Source organism: Psychrobacter sp. UBA5136 (assembly GCF_002414005.1).
Lineage (GTDB): Bacteria > Pseudomonadota > Gammaproteobacteria > Pseudomonadales > Moraxellaceae > Psychrobacter.
In genome coordinates this window covers 1-16730 of sequence record NZ_DHYG01000024.1, presented here as the reverse complement: position 1 = coordinate 16730, position 16730 = coordinate 1, and the positions used below count along the sequence as shown (strand labels likewise).

Sequence of the window (16730 nt, the reverse complement as noted above, 5' to 3'; positions counted from 1 at the left end):
TGTTATGACAGTTATGAGGCTATTGTCGATGCCGCTTGCTTGGCTTGGAATAATTTGCTTAAACAGCCACGGAGGATTCGGTCTTTAACTGCTCGTACTTGGGCGCAACTTTAATTGTTGGGATTGGTATTACTTGGAATTGGCACTACCTTAAGCGAGTTTGATAGTAAGGAAAGTTTATTTTGTATGCTGGCTTGTTATTTGTTAAATATCAACCGCCCGATTAGTGTGGTTGTATGAATATCAAGCTTATAAATTAATATACGCTGTAACTGATTTTGATAGAAGTAAGAAGGTTGCCAATGCTGTGATCTGTATAGTACTGGCAACTTTTTTCCATTTAGTGTTCTACTTAGGTGATGTGCTTAATACTGGGGTTTGAACGGCACTGAGCGCACCAACCATTTTCTTTCGCCATAACCTCACACTACCTCAATTCCTTTAAACACCTGTTATGCGTAGTTAACAGTCTTTATTAAACACTTGGCATTACCTGACAGCACCTCTACAATGCAAATATAAAAAACCTCTTAAAATCCGATTTAGCAGGAATTTAAGAGGTTTTTTTGTATGTAGAGCTTTTTAACTGTACTTTTTAGCAGCTAAAAGGAAGTACGACGATAATTACGGTATTTAGGTTCCCAGAAGTTAGCTTTTAAGCGACGTTCTAAATTTTCTACCGTTATAGGTAAAGCCAATTTATCTTCAACCGCTTGCAAGGCGACTGCATAAGCTATTTTTTCACTGATTTCTCTAATGACCTTAATTGGCGGTAATATGGCGCCCGGCGCTTTTACGTATTCCATTGATATATCCGCCAGTGCTTGGCTTGCAGCCATTAACATATTATCACTGATACCCTTCGCGCGTGACGCTATAACCCCTAAACCAATACCGGGGAAAATGTAGCTATTATTACACTGGGAAACTTCAAACGTCCGACCGGCAAAAGTGGTATTAGGAAAAGGACTGCCCGTTGCTATAATGGCTTTACCCTTGCTCCAATTGGTCACTTCCTGCGGCGTGGCTTCAACGCGAGAGGTTGGGTTTGACAGCGGCAATACAATGGGATGTTCCGTATTAGCACATAAGGTTTCAATCACCTCTTGGGTAAACAGACCTTTTTGCCCGCTGACGCCAAACAAGACGGTGATTTTCCCTTGTTTAACCACTTGCGCCAAACCGAGCTTTTGACTCTTATCCCATCCTGCAAGAGCAGATTCTTTTTGCACCAATGGAGCTTGGAATTTTTGCAACTCTGTCATGCTATCGGTAAGCAAACCATAACGGTCTACCATAAAGACTTGACTACGCGCCTGCGCCTCACTCAAGCCTTCACGCTGCATTTGACGAATAATATGTTCAGCGATACCGCAGCCCGCTGAGCCTGCACCTAAAAAGGCGATTCTTTGTTGACTCAGTTTTTCACCTTTATTTAAACATGCCGCAATCAAGGTTCCGACTGAAACGGCTGCGGTGCCTTGGATGTCATCATTAAAGCAGCACAATTGATCACGGTATCTGTTTAATAATGGAGTGGCGTTTTCTTGGGCAAAGTCTTCAAATTGCAATAGCGCCTCTGGCCAACGGCGCTTAACGCCTTGAATAAATAAATCTACAAATTCATTGTATTCCTCACCAGAGATACGCGGATTCCTCCAGCCCATGTACATAGGGTCGTCGAGCAGTTGTTTATTATTGGTGCCCACATCTAATAAAATAGGCAGGCAATACGCGGGGCTGATGCCGCCACAAGCCGTATATAAAGACAATTTACCAATGGGAATACCCATACCGCCAATGCCTTGGTCACCTAAACCTAATATACGCTCACCATCGGTGACGACAATCACTTTTACCTTTTGTTTGGTGGCATTTTGCAAGATATCATCGATTTTATGACGCTCAGGATAAGAGATAAATAAACCGCGTTTACGGCGATAAATTTTGGAGAATTGTTCGCAAGCTTGACCGACCGTTGGGGTATAGATGAGCGGCATCACCTCTTCAATATGCTGCTCAATCAGATGATGAAACAAGGTCTCATTGGTATCTTGAATATTACGCAAATAAATGTGCTTATCCATATCATTGCTAAAGGAGCTGAGTTGATGATAAGCGCGTAATGATTGCTCTTCGATTGTCTCGATGTTGTACGGTAATAAACCAGTTAAGTTAAAGCTATCACGCTCCTCTGAGGTAAAAGCGCTGCCCTTATTTAATAAAGGCATCTCTAACAATATTGGTCCAGCAAAAGGGATATATAAAGGACGTTCGTTTGACATATTTGAATCTTCTTAACATTACGTGTGGTGGTATAAAGTTTAGTCGTTTGCAAACTTCATATCTTTTATGTTTTTGAGAAAATAGAGCTCAGGATTATTACTTATAAGTAAGTGAGATACGGAGCACTTATAAAAGCGCCGACTCTTACTCTTACGTTCTATAAAGCACTTTAACCACATGCCAGCCAAATTTGGTTTTTACTAAATGCGGGGTAAAGAGTTCGCCGTTAAAGCAGACTTTATCAAATGCCGGTACCATTTGACCTTTAGTAAATTCACCTAAGTTGCCGCCTTTTTTAGCTGATGGGCAGGTTGAGTGTTTCTTAGCCAGCACATCAAACTGGGCACCTTTTTTAAGCTTGGCAATGATGTCGTCAGCCAACTCTTTGTCTTTTACTAAAATGTGTAATGCGCTAGCGGTACGGGCCATAATGTAAACCTTTCATAAAATATCGATGAACGGGGCATTATATCACTACTGACTTTGGTTACTACCCTCAGCGGGTAAACAAGAGCATTTACCGAGCAAAATGAGTGAATTGCAACTTAACCGCTCGGTAGCATAGGTAACCAAATCACCAAAGCTAGAAGGGTTGCTAATAGTACGGGTGGCGTAATTAATAAGCCAACCTTCATATACTGACCCCAGCTAATCTTATAATCCTTTTCCGCCAGTACATGTAGCCATAGCAAGGTTGCTAAACTACCAATGGGGGTAAATTTTGGTCCCAAGTCATTGCCGATGACATTGGCATAAATCATCAGCTCACGCGTGGCCGCAGGTACTTGGGCATGATCAATAGCGAGTGCGCCGATAAGCGTTGAGGGCATATTATTCATGACTGAAGCCACGATAGCAGAAATAAAGCCAGTTCCTAATGTGGCAGCAATATCTCCTTGCTGACCTAACCAGTTTAGGGTTTGCGCGCCATATGCTGTGAGTCCTGCATTACTCAAGCCATAGACCACCAAATACATACCGATTGAAAACAGCACGATTTGCCAGGGTGCTTTGCGTAGCACATGGGTCACAGAAAACTTGGTATCACGACCTCCTTGCCACCAGCGACCTGCGATTGCCACCAGCACTAGCGCCGCGATACCAGTCACCAATGAAATCACTATACCTAATGACTCAGTGGCAAAATAAGCAATAAGTAATAAGGCTAATACTGGAAAGGCGGCGCGAAAAACCAAAAGGTCTTTGATAGCAGACTGCGGCGCAAGCAGATTATCAGTAGCATAATGTTTTGGAATATGACGCGCATAAGCGATCCACAATACCAGTAGCGTTGCGATAACAGACACGATATTGACTGGCACCATAACCGCCGCATAGCGCCCAAAACCAATATCAAAATAATTGGCGCTCACGATATTGACCAGATTAGATGTTACTAATGGCAAGCTTGCCGTATCAGCAATAAAACCGGTGGCGATAATAAAAGCTAAGGCCGATTTGGGTGCAAAATCCAGGCGCAGTAGGACAGCGATAACAATAGGTGTGAGCAATAACGCCGCCCCATCATTGGCAAAAAAGGCGGCAATGAATGCTCCTAAAATTACAATCATGGGAAACAATAAGTGACCTCGACCATTGCCTAATCTTGCTACATGCAATGCCGCCCAACCAAAAAACCCTGCCTCATCTAATATCAATGAGATGATAATAAGCGCCACAAAGGTAAAGGTAGCATCCCAGACGATATCCCAAACGACAGCTACATCGGATAATTGCACTACTCCAAAAAGTAGGGCGACCAATGCGCCGCCCATTGCACTCCAACCGATACCCAACCCTTTTGGCTGCCATATCACCAAAGCCAAAGTGACGATGAAAATCGCTAACGCAAGCATAAAGGTGCCTTAATAAAACAATGGTATTAGAAAAGGTTAACGTTAATCACATTTGAGTTTAGAGGGCTTTTTGATTGACGCGTTGCGATAATTCTCCTGCACTTTCGACACGTTCAGAATAGCGATCGGTTAGATAAGAGGAGCGACCGCGTGTGAGCCAAGTAAACTTGACCAATTCCTCACACACATCAACCACACGCTGATATAAAGGCGAATTCAACATACGATTATTGTCATCGAACTCCAAAAAAGCTTTAGGAATAGACGACTGATTGGGTATGGTAATCATGCGCATCCAGCGGCCTAAAATACGTAGCTGATTGACGGTATTGAAGCTCTGACTGCCACCGCTTACTTGCATCACCGCCAGCGTTTTGCCTTGGGTGGGACGCACGCCGCCAAGTGCCAGTGGAATCCAGTCAATTTGCGCTTTCATGATGCTAGTGATACTGCCATGACGCTCGGGGCTTACCCATACCATGCCTTCTGACCACGCTGCTAGCTCACGCAGTTCTTGTACTTTTGGATGATTGACATCGGTACTATCAGGCAACGGCAGGTCTGTGGGATCAAACGTACGCACCTCACAACCATACCAACGCAATATCCGACTCACCTCTTGGCTGGCTAATTTAGAAAAGGAGCGCGCGCGTAAAGAGCCGTATAACACCAAGATTCTTGGTGGATGACGCGGATCATTTGCACCAATCAGAGCATCAATATCAATCGGTTGCAGCTCTGCTGCTTCTATATTTGGTAATTCTGTCAAATCGATCGTTATGTCCGAAGTCTTACCTTTAGCAGATTGAACGACTTCACCATCTTCTTTGGTAAAGCGATTCACTGGATTGTCTAATAAATCAAACACTCGCTCTGAAGGTCGGCATAATGCAGCACCCTTATCAGTGACTACAAGAGGACGATTCATCAAAATAGGATGTGCTAGCATGGCATCAATAATTTGTTCATCCGATAATTGGGCGCCATCCAGCCCCAAAGCAATCATTTCTTTTTGCCGTAATATTTCACGCGGTGAGAGCTTCATCAAGGCCAATAATTCAAGTAAATACTCACGCGTCGGCGGTGTCTTGAGGTATTCAATAATATTGGGCAACTCGCCCGATGCTTTTATGATGGCTAAGGTATTGCGAGACGTGCCGCAGTTTGGGTTGTGAAAAATAATAGGTGTCATAACGACCTTTATACGGTTAGAAGAGTTTATATTTAAAAAGATAAAGTTTAATTATGGGATTTGTCGGAGGATTCGCTATCACAACCTCTCAAACTTTCTAAAAGCGGGCCACACATTTCTGGGTAACCCGCACAGCAGTCTTTTAATAAAAACTGAATGACAGATTCCATATGCGTAAGAGAAGCTCGATAGATGATTTGGCGACTGTGGCGCTGAGAGGTTACCCACCCTGCTCGGGCCAAGATAGCCAAATGAGCCGACATCGTATTGTGGGGCACATCAAGTCTGCGGGCGATTTCACCAGCAGGCAAACCATCAGGTTCATGGCTGACCAACAGTCTAAAGGCCTTTAAGCGAGTTTCTTGAGAGAGTGCAGCAAAGCTGGTAGTAGCATTAATTATTTCCATTTGTCCAATACTATAGACATAATAAAATAAATCAAGGTTATTTTGAAATTAGCTTTAAGTTATTGGTCAGTTCTGGCTCGATATACTGAAGATGTTTTTAGGAGTCGTTGCTAATTTCAGGGTTTTGTATTAGAAGGCACGCCTTTAAACTTATAAAATACATTGACACTCAGCCGTATTACCGTAATAATAATCTAGATGTTAATGCTTATCAATAACATCTAGATGTTTTCAATTCACGTTATCGATTGCTGTATTCTATCACCTTGTTTAGCTAGCAATACTTATTGATTAAACCTCTGCTATTTTTATCTCTATTTTCCACTACTTTAAATTTCTAGATGCCTACTCCTTGACTGTTATGTGAATTAACCGTTATATGATTTTTTGGCTTGGATGACACTTTATGGCTGAAACGCTTACTCGTTATGATACCGATAAAACCCCATTAACCATCGCTGATAAAGCCATGTTCATTCATCATCTCAATGAAGAGCATCAAGATGAACTTGCGATGTTTATCAATGCCTTTACCCCTGCCTCAGTCGGCGAGTACGACATAGTATCGATAAAAGAACTGTATCCCGACGGCCTTCTGTTAGACGTTATTACGATGAATCGTTATCAAAATGATTTTAATGCATTCAAAGATAGCAGCCCTATTAATAACAGCCCCGCTGAAAACTCTTCCAGTTTTAATCATCAATACTTTATCAACTTTTTTGTGCCTATTAGCGACGCTGAGACACTACATGAGCAATATATAGCGTTATTGCAGGCATCCGCTACTAAGCTTGGTAAGCGTACAATCAAACTTCAAGAACAGCACTTTAGCGTGATTGATGGTTATTATGTCAGTCCTAATATGTATCGACTAGTGGTCACAGCGCCTGATAATATCCCACTCAATCATCCCGGCTATGCTTATTTATTTGAGTTGAACTCTGATGTTCTCTCTACCACAAATAATGAGTCAGAAAATAACGATAAACCTTTACAGCGCTACTACACCCTGCGAAAAGCATGGCGAGATCCAATCAGCTCGTCTGTTCAAGCTTGGATAGATGTTTATATCCATGGCGACACGCCAGGTGGTAATTGGGCACGCTCTCTCGTCTGCGGTATGCCAATAAAAACGGTGCGCGACTATCCAGAAAAAATAGAACACCTCAGTGAGGGACAATGCTTATTAATTTGCGATGAAACCTCTCTGCCTACCGTCGCCAATCTATTAGAAAACTGGCAAAATCCGTTGCCGCCCCTTGTCATTGCTATCACCGAAGATCCAGAAGACATCAGTTATTTACACACTCTCAATCTCTGTCAGCACTTAGGTCATGATGAGCGTTTTCTACAAGACAATCTACTTCATATCATTAAGACGCCAACAACCGATCTTTCTGAACAAATCATGAGCTTATTACATGCAAGATTAACGACATTGCCTCTTAAGATTGGCAAGGTATGGGGTGCGCTTGAAGCGGCGGACATCAAGTCATTAAGACAACGATTAAAATCCACCCTTGGTTTATCTCGTCAAGATATGGTCATAAAAGTCTATTGGCGCGCTCAATAACTGCTTCAATTCCATAAATAAAATGAAAATCATTTGCATTAACCAGCTACTTTTCTTTAAAATGCCCCATTTACTTTCGACTGCTCACTATGATGCACATCAATAATCTAAGCCTAATTCGTCAAAAAAAAGTTTTGCTTCACCCGACTTCTTTTATCATCGAACCAAATAAACTGTATGCCCTCATTGGGCATAATGGTTCTGGTAAATCTAGCCTTATAAAAGCCATGGCAGGAGAGATGACACCCACGCAAGGTGGCATTGAAATAGAAAATACAGATTTGCGAAGTTTTTCCGCTAAAAGACTGGCGACGCATCTTGCCTACTTACCGCAAAATCTACCTGATGCGGGTGCTTTTACGGTCTATGAGCTTGTGATGTTGGGCAGATACCCTCATCAAAAATGGCTACAAAAGCCGACTGCTGATGATCATCAACAAGTAGAAAAAGCCATCGCCCTCACTCAAGTTGACGCCTTTAGAGATCGTCAAGTATCAACGTTGTCAGGTGGTGAGCGTGCGCGCGTCTGGTTGGCGATGTGCCTTGCCCAACAGACAAAGTATCTGCTATTGGATGAGCCACTAGCGGCGCTGGATGTGGTCTATCAAATAGAAGTGTTAAAACTGATTCGTCAATTGGTCGACGAGCAAGGCTTAGGTGTTGTGATTATCCTGCACGACCTAAATTTAGCAGCAAGATTTTGTGATGATTTTATCGCCCTAAAACAAGGCAAGCTGTGCCATATGAGTGATGTCAAACGCACCATGGAAAAGGATGTACTGCGCTCCATATTTGGTGTCGATTTTACCCTACTAACCCATCCTACCACTACTCATAAAGTCGCGGTTATATGAAAGCACTCACCTTTTCGTTCGGGCTATGTGTGGCATTATGCTCAAGTTTATTGTTAAGCGGTTGCCAGTCGTCTGACGCCACCTCACAAGCACCACAAGCGCCACAAGCAATGTCGCCTAAAGACAATCAAAAAGCGCCTAAAGTCATGACGCCTGATTGGGGTATTGCGGCGACGCTGACTGCCATGGGATACCCACCAGTTGCTATGGGTGATAAACCTTTCTATAGAGAATGGGTCGGTAAGCCTCTTATACCTGATACGACTCTCGACGTAGGAACACGCTATCAGCCCAATCCTGAAATGCTCTCACAGCTAGACTTAGATTTGGTCATAGACAACGATTTTTATGCGCATCTGCGTCCTATGTACGGCGATTTGCCTATCCACTCTATTGAATTGACCAGTCCTAACAACATTGCAAAGTGGGAGGACTTTATAGAGCCGACGTTAGAATTGGGCCGATCTATCAATAAACCGCAAGCCGCACAAGATTATTTAGACAACAGTAAGAAACAAATCATTCAAGCAGGACAGACTTTTCACGCGCGTTATCCTCATATCAAAAAATTGGCTGTCGTGCAATTTGCCGATACCAATAATTTGCGTATGTTTTCTTATAACAGCTTGTTTCAACCTGCTTTAGAGACGATGGGACTACAGCTAGTGGCGTTGGCAGATGGCAATCAATGGGGGTTTACGCCCATTATGCTAGGAGATTTAGCGCAGCTTGATGACGATACTTGCCTTGTGGTCGTTGAACCTCTTAGTGACCTTCTCAAACTTGAATTAGAAGACAGCTTAGTGTGGCAGCGCTTGGGTTATTCCTTTGATCAAGCGCATGCATCGAGCAAAAAAGGCCGCTGTATCACCTTACTACCTGCGACATGGAACAACAGTGGCGTGGCTTCTATGAATGTCTTGGCCGAGCGCTTAACGAATGTCACTTTTGTAGGCCATACCGATTTATGATGAATAAAAATAATTCTTTGTCAGCTAACCGCATTTATATGATGGTCGTTTTCTTAATGCTGCTAGCAGTAGTCAGCAGTTATGCAGTCGTACATCAGCTATGGCCTCTCACTTTTTTAGAATTGTTCACCCCCTCGTTTGACCTATCACTTTCGGACATGAGTATCCAGCTACAAATCCTACCGACCATGTTGGTAGCATTGACCGCTGGTGGCCTTTTAGGATTGGTCAGTATGTTATTACAACAGCTGGTGAAAAATACACTGGCCTCAGACACGACATTGGCAGTCGGTAGCGGTGCAAACATGGCGCTGCTCATTGTCACGTTATTTCTACCTAGTTTGGCGTTAGGGGGAAGTTTTTGGGTCGCCTTTGTTGGCGCGCTTGGTAGTATGGCGATTGTTTTTCTTCTAGCTGCGCCTAGTCGCATGAATCCTTTGGTATTGGTGCTTGGCGGACTGGTGACCAATATTTTATTGGGCGCTATTACTGCTTTATTATTGATTTATTATGCTGAAGAAACCTTAAACGTTATGGTGTGGGCGGCGGGCAGTCTCACGCAGAATAACTGGCAAGTATCTACCGTATTAAGCACCGCTAGTGTGGTCGCCTTTATTAGCTTAATGCCTTTATTAAAGCCATTAGAAATAATGAGCTTAGATGATAGGCAAGCCAAAAGTTTGGGCGTTCCTATCAACCTCATTCGTGGATTGGTGGTGGGATTGGTGGCCCTACTGACTGCCCTTGTCGTCAGTCGCGTGGGCCCTATTGGTTTTATTGGCTTAGGGGCTGCCACGCTGGTTAATGTATTTTCGGTACGGCGTATTGGTTACCGCCTGCTTTTGAGTTATGTGTTTGGGGCGCTGTTGTTATGGATCACCAGTAATGCCACGACGCTATTACAACATTATTTAAGCCTAAATATTCCTGCTGATGCAATGACGGCCATACTTGGTGCGCCATTGGTAATATGGTTAATCGTGAGCCAAAGTCGTCAACATACCGATGAGGTTATACCGACTTTGGTTTCAGAACGCCGTGACACTCATTTAATAGGTTGGGGAATCGCCTTAATACTGTTGATAGTAGGCGTACTTATCTTTACGGCGACTTCAAATGGCTGGCAGCTTAGTACGCTAGGACATTTAATTATTGACTTTAGATTGCCTCGCACGTTAAGCGCAGCCGCCACTGGCATAATGCTAGCCACTGCTGGCGTGCTGCTACAAACCTTGACACGTAACCCGATGGCCAGCCCTGAAGTACTCGGTATCAGCTCAGGCTCGGCGATAGGTGTGGTACTGGCCTTTGTTTTCCTACCCAGTTTTGGCTACACAGGCATTATATTATCAGGATTATTGGGCGCTTTTATTGTCCTTAGCTTGATCTTATGGCTTGCCCGTCGAATCAACCCAGCTTATTTATTGTTGGTTGGTGTGGCCATTGCCGCATTGATGGGCGGACTATTAAGTCTGGTAAAAATATCTGGCGATCAACGGCTACAAGCGGTGCTAAGTTGGCTATCAGGTTCTACGTACCTTGCCAGTCCAGAAACGGCATGGATTTTAGTAGGGTTGGCTTTTATACTTTTCCTATTAAGCTTTATGGTGATCAAACCATTAGAAATATTGAGCCTAGGTAGCGGGATTGCCCGTGAGCTTGGGGTATCTTTGAGATTGTATCAAAGCTTGATACTCATTCTTGTAGCATTACTGAGTACGATATCAACGTTGGCAGTGGGTCCGCTCAGTTTTGTGGGTCTGATGATTCCTCACCTCGCCAGCACATTAGGCGCGGTGAAGCTCAAACGTCAAATTCAACTGTCCGCTATCCTAGGCGCGGGCTTAATGGTCATAGCAGACTGGGTTGGACGCTATCTCATATTTCCCTATGAGATACCTGCTGGCACCATCGCTGCCATTATTGGCGGCGCTTATTTTCTATATTTGATGCGGCGTATTAGAGCGTAACCTATATGGTTAATACTTCAATAACGACATGACAACATTATCGCTATTTAGGGCTTTAAAAATTTTTAAAATTAATAACGCGCCACTATTGTAATGAAAATGCTTATCATTATAATAGTGATTTAACTTACATATTGGTAACATTCATGCAATTGTCTCGCCTATATTCTGCTCTATTTTGCCTTAAAGCATCTAATAGAGCGCGTCATTCACTTTCAGTAAAAGCACTGTCTATCTTTCACCTCTCTACTTCAGTCGTTTTACTTGCTGCAAGCCAAGCAGCATGGGCACAAACCGATATAAATAATGACAGTCAATCAGATGTGCCAAGTGTGGTACTTGATACGATTGTGGTGACCAGTAGTGCGGATGCGTCAGCAGATGGATTGCCAGATGCTTACGAAGGTGGCCAAGTGGCGACGGGAAGCCGCGTAGGGATTTTAGGCAATCAAGATATCATGGATACGCCATTTTCTACCACTTCTTATACCAACGAGTATATTGCCAACCAACAAGCCCAAAGCGTGGGCGACCTGCTCAAAAAAGACCCGACCGTCCGCGTGGCTAGAGGTTTTGGTAACTTTCAAGAAGCTTACTTTATGCGCGGTTTGATCACCACATCAGATGATACGATGTTTAATGGCTTATACGGTATTTTGCCCCGACAGTATATCGCAACGGAGCTGTTCGAGCGTGTTGAAGTCCAACGCGGCGCTTCTGCCATGCTAAATGGTGCCGCACCTAGTGGCGGCAATGCTGGTGGTACGATTAACCTATTACCAAAACGTGCTATAGTCAATTCCACCTAAAAGTGTTATAAACTAATTATCAAACCCAATTGTTATTATAAAGACCATGACTTACTCACTAGATTTTCGCAAACAGGTACTAAAAAGTATAGACGAGGGTATGACCTTTGCCGAGGCAGCTAAATTCTATAACCTCAGCCCAACCACCATACAAAACTGGAAGAGACGTGTTCATAGTAAAACAACCAGGCAAACCAAACCCTATAAAATACCAGATGACGTGCTACTCAATGATGTCAAAGAACATCCTGATGATTATCAGTATGAGCGAGCACGTCGTTTAAACTGTAGTAAAACAGGCATTCATCATGCCCTAAAGCGCCTAGGCATCAGTCAAAAAAAAGACTTTAGAACATCCAAAAGCCTGTCCGATCAAAAGAGCGGCGTATCAGAATAAGCTTGAGCACTTTAAGCAGCAAGGCTACCCCATTGTATATATGGACGAAAGCGGCTTTGAGCACGAGACCATTCGCTCTCATGGTTATGCACCGATTGGTAAGCCTTGTATCGATAGCTACAACTGGCAAGGTAAAAAGCGAACCAACGTTATTGGTGCTCTGTATGAAAAGATGCTGTTTGCGTTTGATTACTTTGAGACAAACATCAACAGCAGCATATTCTACCACTGGTGTAAACAAACCCTAATCCCAAGTCTTAAAACCAAATGCGTGATTGTGATGGATAACGCCAGATTTCATAAGAGCAAACGCATTCAAAAGCTACTAAACAGGCACGGGCATCGTATTCTTTGGTTGCCGCCGTACAGCCCAGACCTAAACCCTATCGAAAAGAAATGGGCTCAGGTGAAGTTTCTACGCCAAGGCTGGTTGGAAAACGACTTATCCAAATTGTTTTATGATGTTTGTCCTAACCATAACAATTTTATTTTGAACTGACTATAGTAATGACCCGCTACGTCAATTAACGCTTGGTTATGGTCAAGGTGACCAAGGTAAAATTGCCGTCGACGTGAGTGACCGTTTTGGCACTGAGGATGCATTTGGCGTGCGCTTTAATGCCGCTTATCAAGATGGCGATAGTGCCATCGATGATGAATCTTCAACATTAGGATTGGCAGCCCTTGGTCTAGATTATAAAGGCGAGCAATACCGATTATCAGCAGATTTGGGCTGGCAAGATAACAAACTCAAAGAAACTCGCCCTAGTGTCAATCTCGGCGGTGTTTCTCGTGTACCAAAAGCGCCAGACGGCTCAAAAAATTGGGCGCAGCCTTGGACGTACTCAGATGAAAAAGATATCTTTGGTACCATTCGAGGTGAATATGACTTTAGTGACAATATCACTGCTTATGGTGCTTACGGCATACGACGTGGTGATGAAGACAATTCTTTATCAGACCTCACAGTAACTAATAATGATGGCAGTGGCACTACCTCTCGATTTGATAATATTCGAGAAGATAAAGTCCAAAGCGCTGAAATTGGTCTACGTGGTAAATTACAAACGGGTAAAATTGGTCATGATTGGGTGTTAGCAGCTGATATATACGATCAAGAAGAAAAAGGCGCTTACGCTTTCGATAGTGCACTCCCCACAAACTTGTATCGCCCTACTAAATATCGTAATAACAGCTGGTCAGAGAGCGCCATTTTTGCGGGTAATTCAAATAACCCAACACTCACCAATGAAAAAAAATTACAAAGCTTTGCGCTAGCGGATACCTTCTTTTTGTTTGACGACAAACTAAAGACCACCTTGGGTGTACGTCATCAGAATATAGAAGCAGCCAGCTACAATCCTGATACTCAAGCTCAAACCAGCAACTACGATGAAAGCAGATGGACACCAAGTATCGGTATTGTTTATCAACCAAACATGGATTGGTCGTTCTACGGTAACTATATTTAAAGCTTAGCGCCAGGAAAAACAACCCCTCAGACAAATAACAATGCTCCTGTTACCAAGGCGTAGAACTGACCGTATTTGGTAGCCCTAGCGAAAATATGCGCCTAAATGCGGGGGTCAGTTATTTAAGTGCCAAACAAAAGGACACCGGTGATGCGGCGTTAGATGGTAATAAAGTCATTGGTCTTCCTACCTTACAAAGTAACGTTAATCTAGAATATGATGTTGCGGCACTCGAAGGATTAACCTTAACAGGTGACATCATTCATACAGGCCCTCGTTATGCCGATAATGCCAATACCTTAAAAGTTGACGGTTATACGACGTTAGATCTTGGAGCCCGCTATAAAACCGTGCTAGCAGGACAAGATGTCACCTTAAAAGGCATGGTAACCAATGTCACGGGCGAAGATTATTGGCAGTCAGTCGGTGGCTATACAGATGCTGGTTATTTAAATGCCGGTGAACCCACGGCGTTAAAAGTTTCGGCGACGTTTGACTTTTAAATTTAAACGCTAAGCTTCGCCAATGAGACTACTATACTGATTAAATTATCGTTATAGAATCATTACCAGAGTTAAATAAAAGGGATTAGGCGCCACCTACTCCCTTTTGTGCTATCTAAAAATACGCAAAATTCATTTTATTATTGAGTCATTATGTCCTCTCGCGCTACAGCTTCTCTATATCATATGATCTGGTCGCATTATCGCCTGCCTTTTCTCAAAGTTATCTTATTAAATTTAGTCAATGCGGCGGTCAGTGTGGGTATTATTGCTTATATTAACCACACCTTTATCAGTCAGCCTGTTTTTAATACCTTGTCATGGCAGAGCTTAGGCTATTTTTCAGCGTTAGTGGTTCTGCTATTGGTCACGACTTTTTTATCACAATATGCCCTAACCCGCTTGGGTCATAGATTTGTGTATGAGCTCAGAACCAAGCTGGTCAAACAAATCATCGATACCAACGTTCCGCAGATTGACAAGTTAGGAAACGCCCAACTACTCGCCAGCTTGTCTACCGATATCCAATCGATTACCGTCGCCTTTGTCCGTATGCCAGAGTTGGTTCAAGGGGTAATTTTATCTAGCGGAGTCGCCTTATATTTGGGTTGGTTGTCATTGCCACTATTGCTGATCATCATGGTTTGGATTGTAATGACGATTTGGATAAGCACTATTTTGGTGAAGCACGTTTATAAGCACTTAACAGAATTAAGGGAGATTAATGATCTTTTGTATCAAGATTATCAATCTATTATCGAAGGACGAAAAGAGCTTGCGCTTAATCAGCACCGCGCGCAAAAGCTGTATACCAATGAGTTTTTGAGTCACGCCCAATCCTATAAAAAGCGCGTTATTAAAGCGGATACCTTTCACTTATCAGCAGTGAATTGGTCGAACATTATGATGTTTGCAGCGATTGGCGTCGTCTTTGCGGTCTCAAACTATCTTAATATACCCATGAGCGTTGCCACCACTTTTTCTTTAACCATTTTATTTATGCAATCGCCGCTGCTACAAGCCGTTGGCGCTTATCCCACTTTACAAACGGCGCAAGTCGCGTTAGATAAAATACAGACGTTGGCACTTGCTGATTATCAGCCAGCGTTTTTAACCAATATCGCAGCAAATGACTGGCAGACCATCTCACTGAACAATGTGAGCTATCGCTATCAAGGTATAAACCACCATACACAAGAAGGTGTACCTGAAAGAGAGATGCTTACTGATTATATTCTAAAAAACGTCAATCTCACCTTGAAGCGCGGCGAAGTGGTATTTTTGATAGGCTCTAATGGCAGCGGTAAATCTACCCTTGCAAAAATCATTACTGGTATTTTTACGCCTACGACAGGCGCTGTAAAAGTAGACAAACAGGTGATTGATTCGGACAATAATAGCCATTATCGGCAGCTATTTTCTGCCATTTTTAGCGATCAACATCTTTTTAAACAACTCATTGGCAGCCAAGACAATGACCCTGATAGGTCCTTAGTAACTGAGTGGCTACATAAATTAAATTTGCAAGATAAAGTGACGGTAACTGACCATCGATTGTCTACCGACAAGCTGTCACAAGGACAACGCAAACGCTTGGCCATGCTGCTCGCTGTCGCCGAACAAAAAGACTTTCTGCTGCTCGATGAATGGGCCGCTGACCAAGACCCTGCTTTTCGCCGAGTATTTTATCAAACGCTGATTCCTGAATTAAGAGCCATGGGCAAAACACTGTTTATTATCAGTCATGACGACGGTTATTTTGAGCATGCTGACCGCTTGCTGATGATGAAAGAAGGAAGGCTGACAGAGCTAAATGCAGAAGAACGCCAGCGCGCCAGTGCGGACGCCATCGCTATGTTAGAGTAATTGCTCAGCTAGAATAATTGCTAATAAGTCGTACTATTAAAATGTTTAATATCAAAGCATACTGCAAGCGGGGAAATTTTATAGCAGCATTTTATTTTGAATTTGGCGCTTTTATATAAACTGACTAGGCCAATTTTTCATAAATGACCATGCTCAAATATACAACTCCTGCTGCTACGATTAAGCTGGCAAACCAGACAACGATAAAATAACCAGTAGGAGGTGCAAAAAAAGGGAAGATAAAACTTATCAATAGCAGTAGCAACCCCAGCCATCGTAACCATTGCTGTTTAGTGATATATCGTTTCTGCTTATAAGGATGAAACTTATCCCTATGTCTTTTACTGGTCGTCATTAATGCCATCATACCTAACAGATTAAATGCCAATAGCAATCCAGATAACACTACGTTAGACATACTATACATTTTCCATCTGAAGCTTTGAACGACTAGGCGACTTTATTTTTTGCTGGTGAGATGCTTTCTTAAAACTGACCACATAAGTGATATAAGCAAACAGTAGCGCTAGGGCGTGTCATCAATTAGCAAAGATATTTCAAAATAAGCTAT

General features: G+C 42.9%; 15 protein-coding genes and 2 pseudogenes. 10 read left to right on the top strand and 7 right to left on the bottom strand.

The genetic code is table 11. The features are described from left to right. Window positions 1-602: 602 nt before the first annotated feature. The 6 genes and pseudogenes from B4240_RS03090 to B4240_RS03065 all read right to left on the bottom strand — a co-directional run bounded on the left by B4240_RS03090 (window position 603) and on the right by B4240_RS03065 (window position 5741). Window positions 603-2285, bottom strand: a complete 1683-nt coding sequence (locus B4240_RS03090; protein ID WP_296236772.1) for an NAD-dependent malic enzyme — start codon at window positions 2283-2285, stop codon at window positions 603-605. Window positions 2286-2436: 151 nt separating this feature from the next. Beyond that, window positions 2437-2715, bottom strand: a complete 279-nt coding sequence (locus B4240_RS03085) for a peptidylprolyl isomerase (protein WP_296236771.1) — start codon at window positions 2713-2715, stop codon at window positions 2437-2439. A 116-nt stretch (window positions 2716-2831) separates the two neighbouring features. Next, window positions 2832-4142: an arsenic transporter gene (locus B4240_RS03080; protein ID WP_296236770.1), complete on the bottom strand. Its 1311-nt coding sequence runs from the start codon at window positions 4140-4142 to the stop codon at window positions 2832-2834. Window positions 4143-4200: 58 nt separating this feature from the next. After that, window positions 4201-4917: an arsenical resistance protein ArsH gene (gene arsH, locus B4240_RS03075; RefSeq protein WP_296236774.1), complete on the bottom strand. Its 717-nt coding sequence runs from the start codon at window positions 4915-4917 to the stop codon at window positions 4201-4203. Window positions 4918-5007: 90 nt separating this feature from the next. Continuing rightward, window positions 5008-5334 (bottom strand): annotated as a pseudogene (arsC, locus tag B4240_RS03070) (arsenate reductase (glutaredoxin)); the annotation flags it as partial. 47 nt (window positions 5335-5381) lie between these two features. Further along, window positions 5382-5741: an ArsR/SmtB family transcription factor gene (locus B4240_RS03065; protein WP_296236769.1), complete on the bottom strand. Its 360-nt coding sequence runs from the start codon at window positions 5739-5741 to the stop codon at window positions 5382-5384. Window positions 5742-6147: 406 nt separating this feature from the next. On the opposite strand from B4240_RS03065, the gene B4240_RS03060 reads away from it, so the two are divergent. The 10 genes and pseudogenes from B4240_RS03060 to B4240_RS03015 all read left to right on the top strand — a co-directional run bounded on the left by B4240_RS03060 (window position 6148) and on the right by B4240_RS03015 (window position 16159). Continuing rightward, on the top strand, window positions 6148-7317 hold the full coding sequence (locus B4240_RS03060; RefSeq protein ID WP_296236768.1) for a siderophore-interacting protein: 1170 nt from the start codon (window positions 6148-6150) through the stop codon (window positions 7315-7317). An 89-nt stretch (window positions 7318-7406) separates the two neighbouring features. Then, window positions 7407-8171 (top strand): ABC transporter ATP-binding protein, encoded by a 765-nt coding sequence (locus tag B4240_RS03055; RefSeq protein WP_296236767.1) that lies wholly within the window; start codon window positions 7407-7409, stop codon window positions 8169-8171. Further along, complete coding sequence (locus tag B4240_RS03050; RefSeq protein ID WP_068404788.1) at window positions 8168-9142, top strand: ABC transporter substrate-binding protein; 975 nt, start codon at window positions 8168-8170, stop codon at window positions 9140-9142. The genes B4240_RS03055 and B4240_RS03050 overlap by 4 nt, the downstream gene beginning before the upstream one ends. After that, complete coding sequence (gene fhuB / locus B4240_RS03045) at window positions 9139-11112, top strand: Fe(3+)-hydroxamate ABC transporter permease FhuB (protein WP_296236766.1); 1974 nt, start codon at window positions 9139-9141, stop codon at window positions 11110-11112. The genes B4240_RS03050 and fhuB overlap by 4 nt, the downstream gene beginning before the upstream one ends. 93 nt (window positions 11113-11205) lie before the next feature. Continuing rightward, window positions 11206-11903: pseudogene (locus tag B4240_RS03040) on the top strand (TonB-dependent receptor plug domain-containing protein); the annotation flags it as partial. Window positions 11904-11967: 64 nt separating this feature from the next. Beyond that, complete coding sequence (locus B4240_RS03035) at window positions 11968-12318, top strand: IS630 transposase-related protein (protein WP_296236765.1); 351 nt, start codon at window positions 11968-11970, stop codon at window positions 12316-12318. Next, complete coding sequence (locus tag B4240_RS03030; protein ID WP_296236773.1) at window positions 12293-12817, top strand: IS630 family transposase; 525 nt, start codon at window positions 12293-12295, stop codon at window positions 12815-12817. The genes B4240_RS03035 and B4240_RS03030 overlap by 26 nt, the downstream gene beginning before the upstream one ends. 73 nt (window positions 12818-12890) lie before the next feature. Further along, window positions 12891-13790, top strand: coding sequence for a TonB-dependent receptor domain-containing protein (locus B4240_RS03025; RefSeq protein ID WP_296236764.1), 900 nt, complete (start codon window positions 12891-12893; stop codon window positions 13788-13790). A gap of 95 nt (window positions 13791-13885) precedes the next feature. Then, window positions 13886-14293 carry a TonB-dependent receptor domain-containing protein gene (locus B4240_RS03020; RefSeq protein WP_296236763.1) on the top strand — a complete coding sequence of 136 codons (408 nt, stop codon included), beginning with the start codon at window positions 13886-13888 and terminating at the stop codon, window positions 14291-14293. Between the two features lie 153 nt (window positions 14294-14446). Beyond that, window positions 14447-16159 (top strand): multidrug ABC transporter permease/ATP-binding protein, encoded by a 1713-nt coding sequence (locus B4240_RS03015; protein ID WP_296236762.1) that lies wholly within the window; start codon window positions 14447-14449, stop codon window positions 16157-16159. A 124-nt stretch (window positions 16160-16283) separates the two neighbouring features. Here the strand turns inward: B4240_RS03015 and B4240_RS03010 are convergent, their stop codons facing one another. After that, window positions 16284-16577: a DUF3325 family protein gene (locus tag B4240_RS03010; protein WP_296236761.1), complete on the bottom strand. Its 294-nt coding sequence runs from the start codon at window positions 16575-16577 to the stop codon at window positions 16284-16286. Window positions 16578-16730 lie beyond the last annotated feature (153 nt).

Excerpts from the sequence above, each read along its gene's own strand:
- B4240_RS03090 (WP_296236772.1), bottom strand. The coding sequence starts at position 2,285 with ATGTCAAACGAACGTCCTTTATATATCCCTTTTGCTGGACCAATATTG.
- B4240_RS03085 (WP_296236771.1), bottom strand. The coding sequence starts at position 2,715 with ATGGCCCGTACCGCTAGCGCATTACACATTTTAGTAAAAGACAAAGAG.
- B4240_RS03080 (WP_296236770.1), bottom strand. The coding sequence starts at position 4,142 with ATGCTTGCGTTAGCGATTTTCATCGTCACTTTGGCTTTGGTGATATGG.
- B4240_RS03065 (WP_296236769.1), bottom strand. The coding sequence starts at position 5,741 with ATGGAAATAATTAATGCTACTACCAGCTTTGCTGCACTCTCTCAAGAA.
- B4240_RS03060 (WP_296236768.1), top strand. The coding sequence starts at position 6,148 with ATGGCTGAAACGCTTACTCGTTATGATACCGATAAAACCCCATTAACC.
- B4240_RS03055 (WP_296236767.1), top strand. The coding sequence starts at position 7,407 with ATGATGCACATCAATAATCTAAGCCTAATTCGTCAAAAAAAAGTTTTG.
- B4240_RS03050 (WP_068404788.1), top strand. The coding sequence starts at position 8,168 with ATGAAAGCACTCACCTTTTCGTTCGGGCTATGTGTGGCATTATGCTCA.
- fhuB (WP_296236766.1), top strand. The coding sequence starts at position 9,139 with ATGATGAATAAAAATAATTCTTTGTCAGCTAACCGCATTTATATGATG.
- B4240_RS03035 (WP_296236765.1), top strand. The coding sequence starts at position 11,968 with ATGACTTACTCACTAGATTTTCGCAAACAGGTACTAAAAAGTATAGAC.
- B4240_RS03020 (WP_296236763.1), top strand. The coding sequence starts at position 13,886 with ATGCGCCTAAATGCGGGGGTCAGTTATTTAAGTGCCAAACAAAAGGAC.
- B4240_RS03015 (WP_296236762.1), top strand. The coding sequence starts at position 14,447 with ATGTCCTCTCGCGCTACAGCTTCTCTATATCATATGATCTGGTCGCAT.
- B4240_RS03010 (WP_296236761.1), bottom strand. The coding sequence starts at position 16,577 with ATGTCTAACGTAGTGTTATCTGGATTGCTATTGGCATTTAATCTGTTA.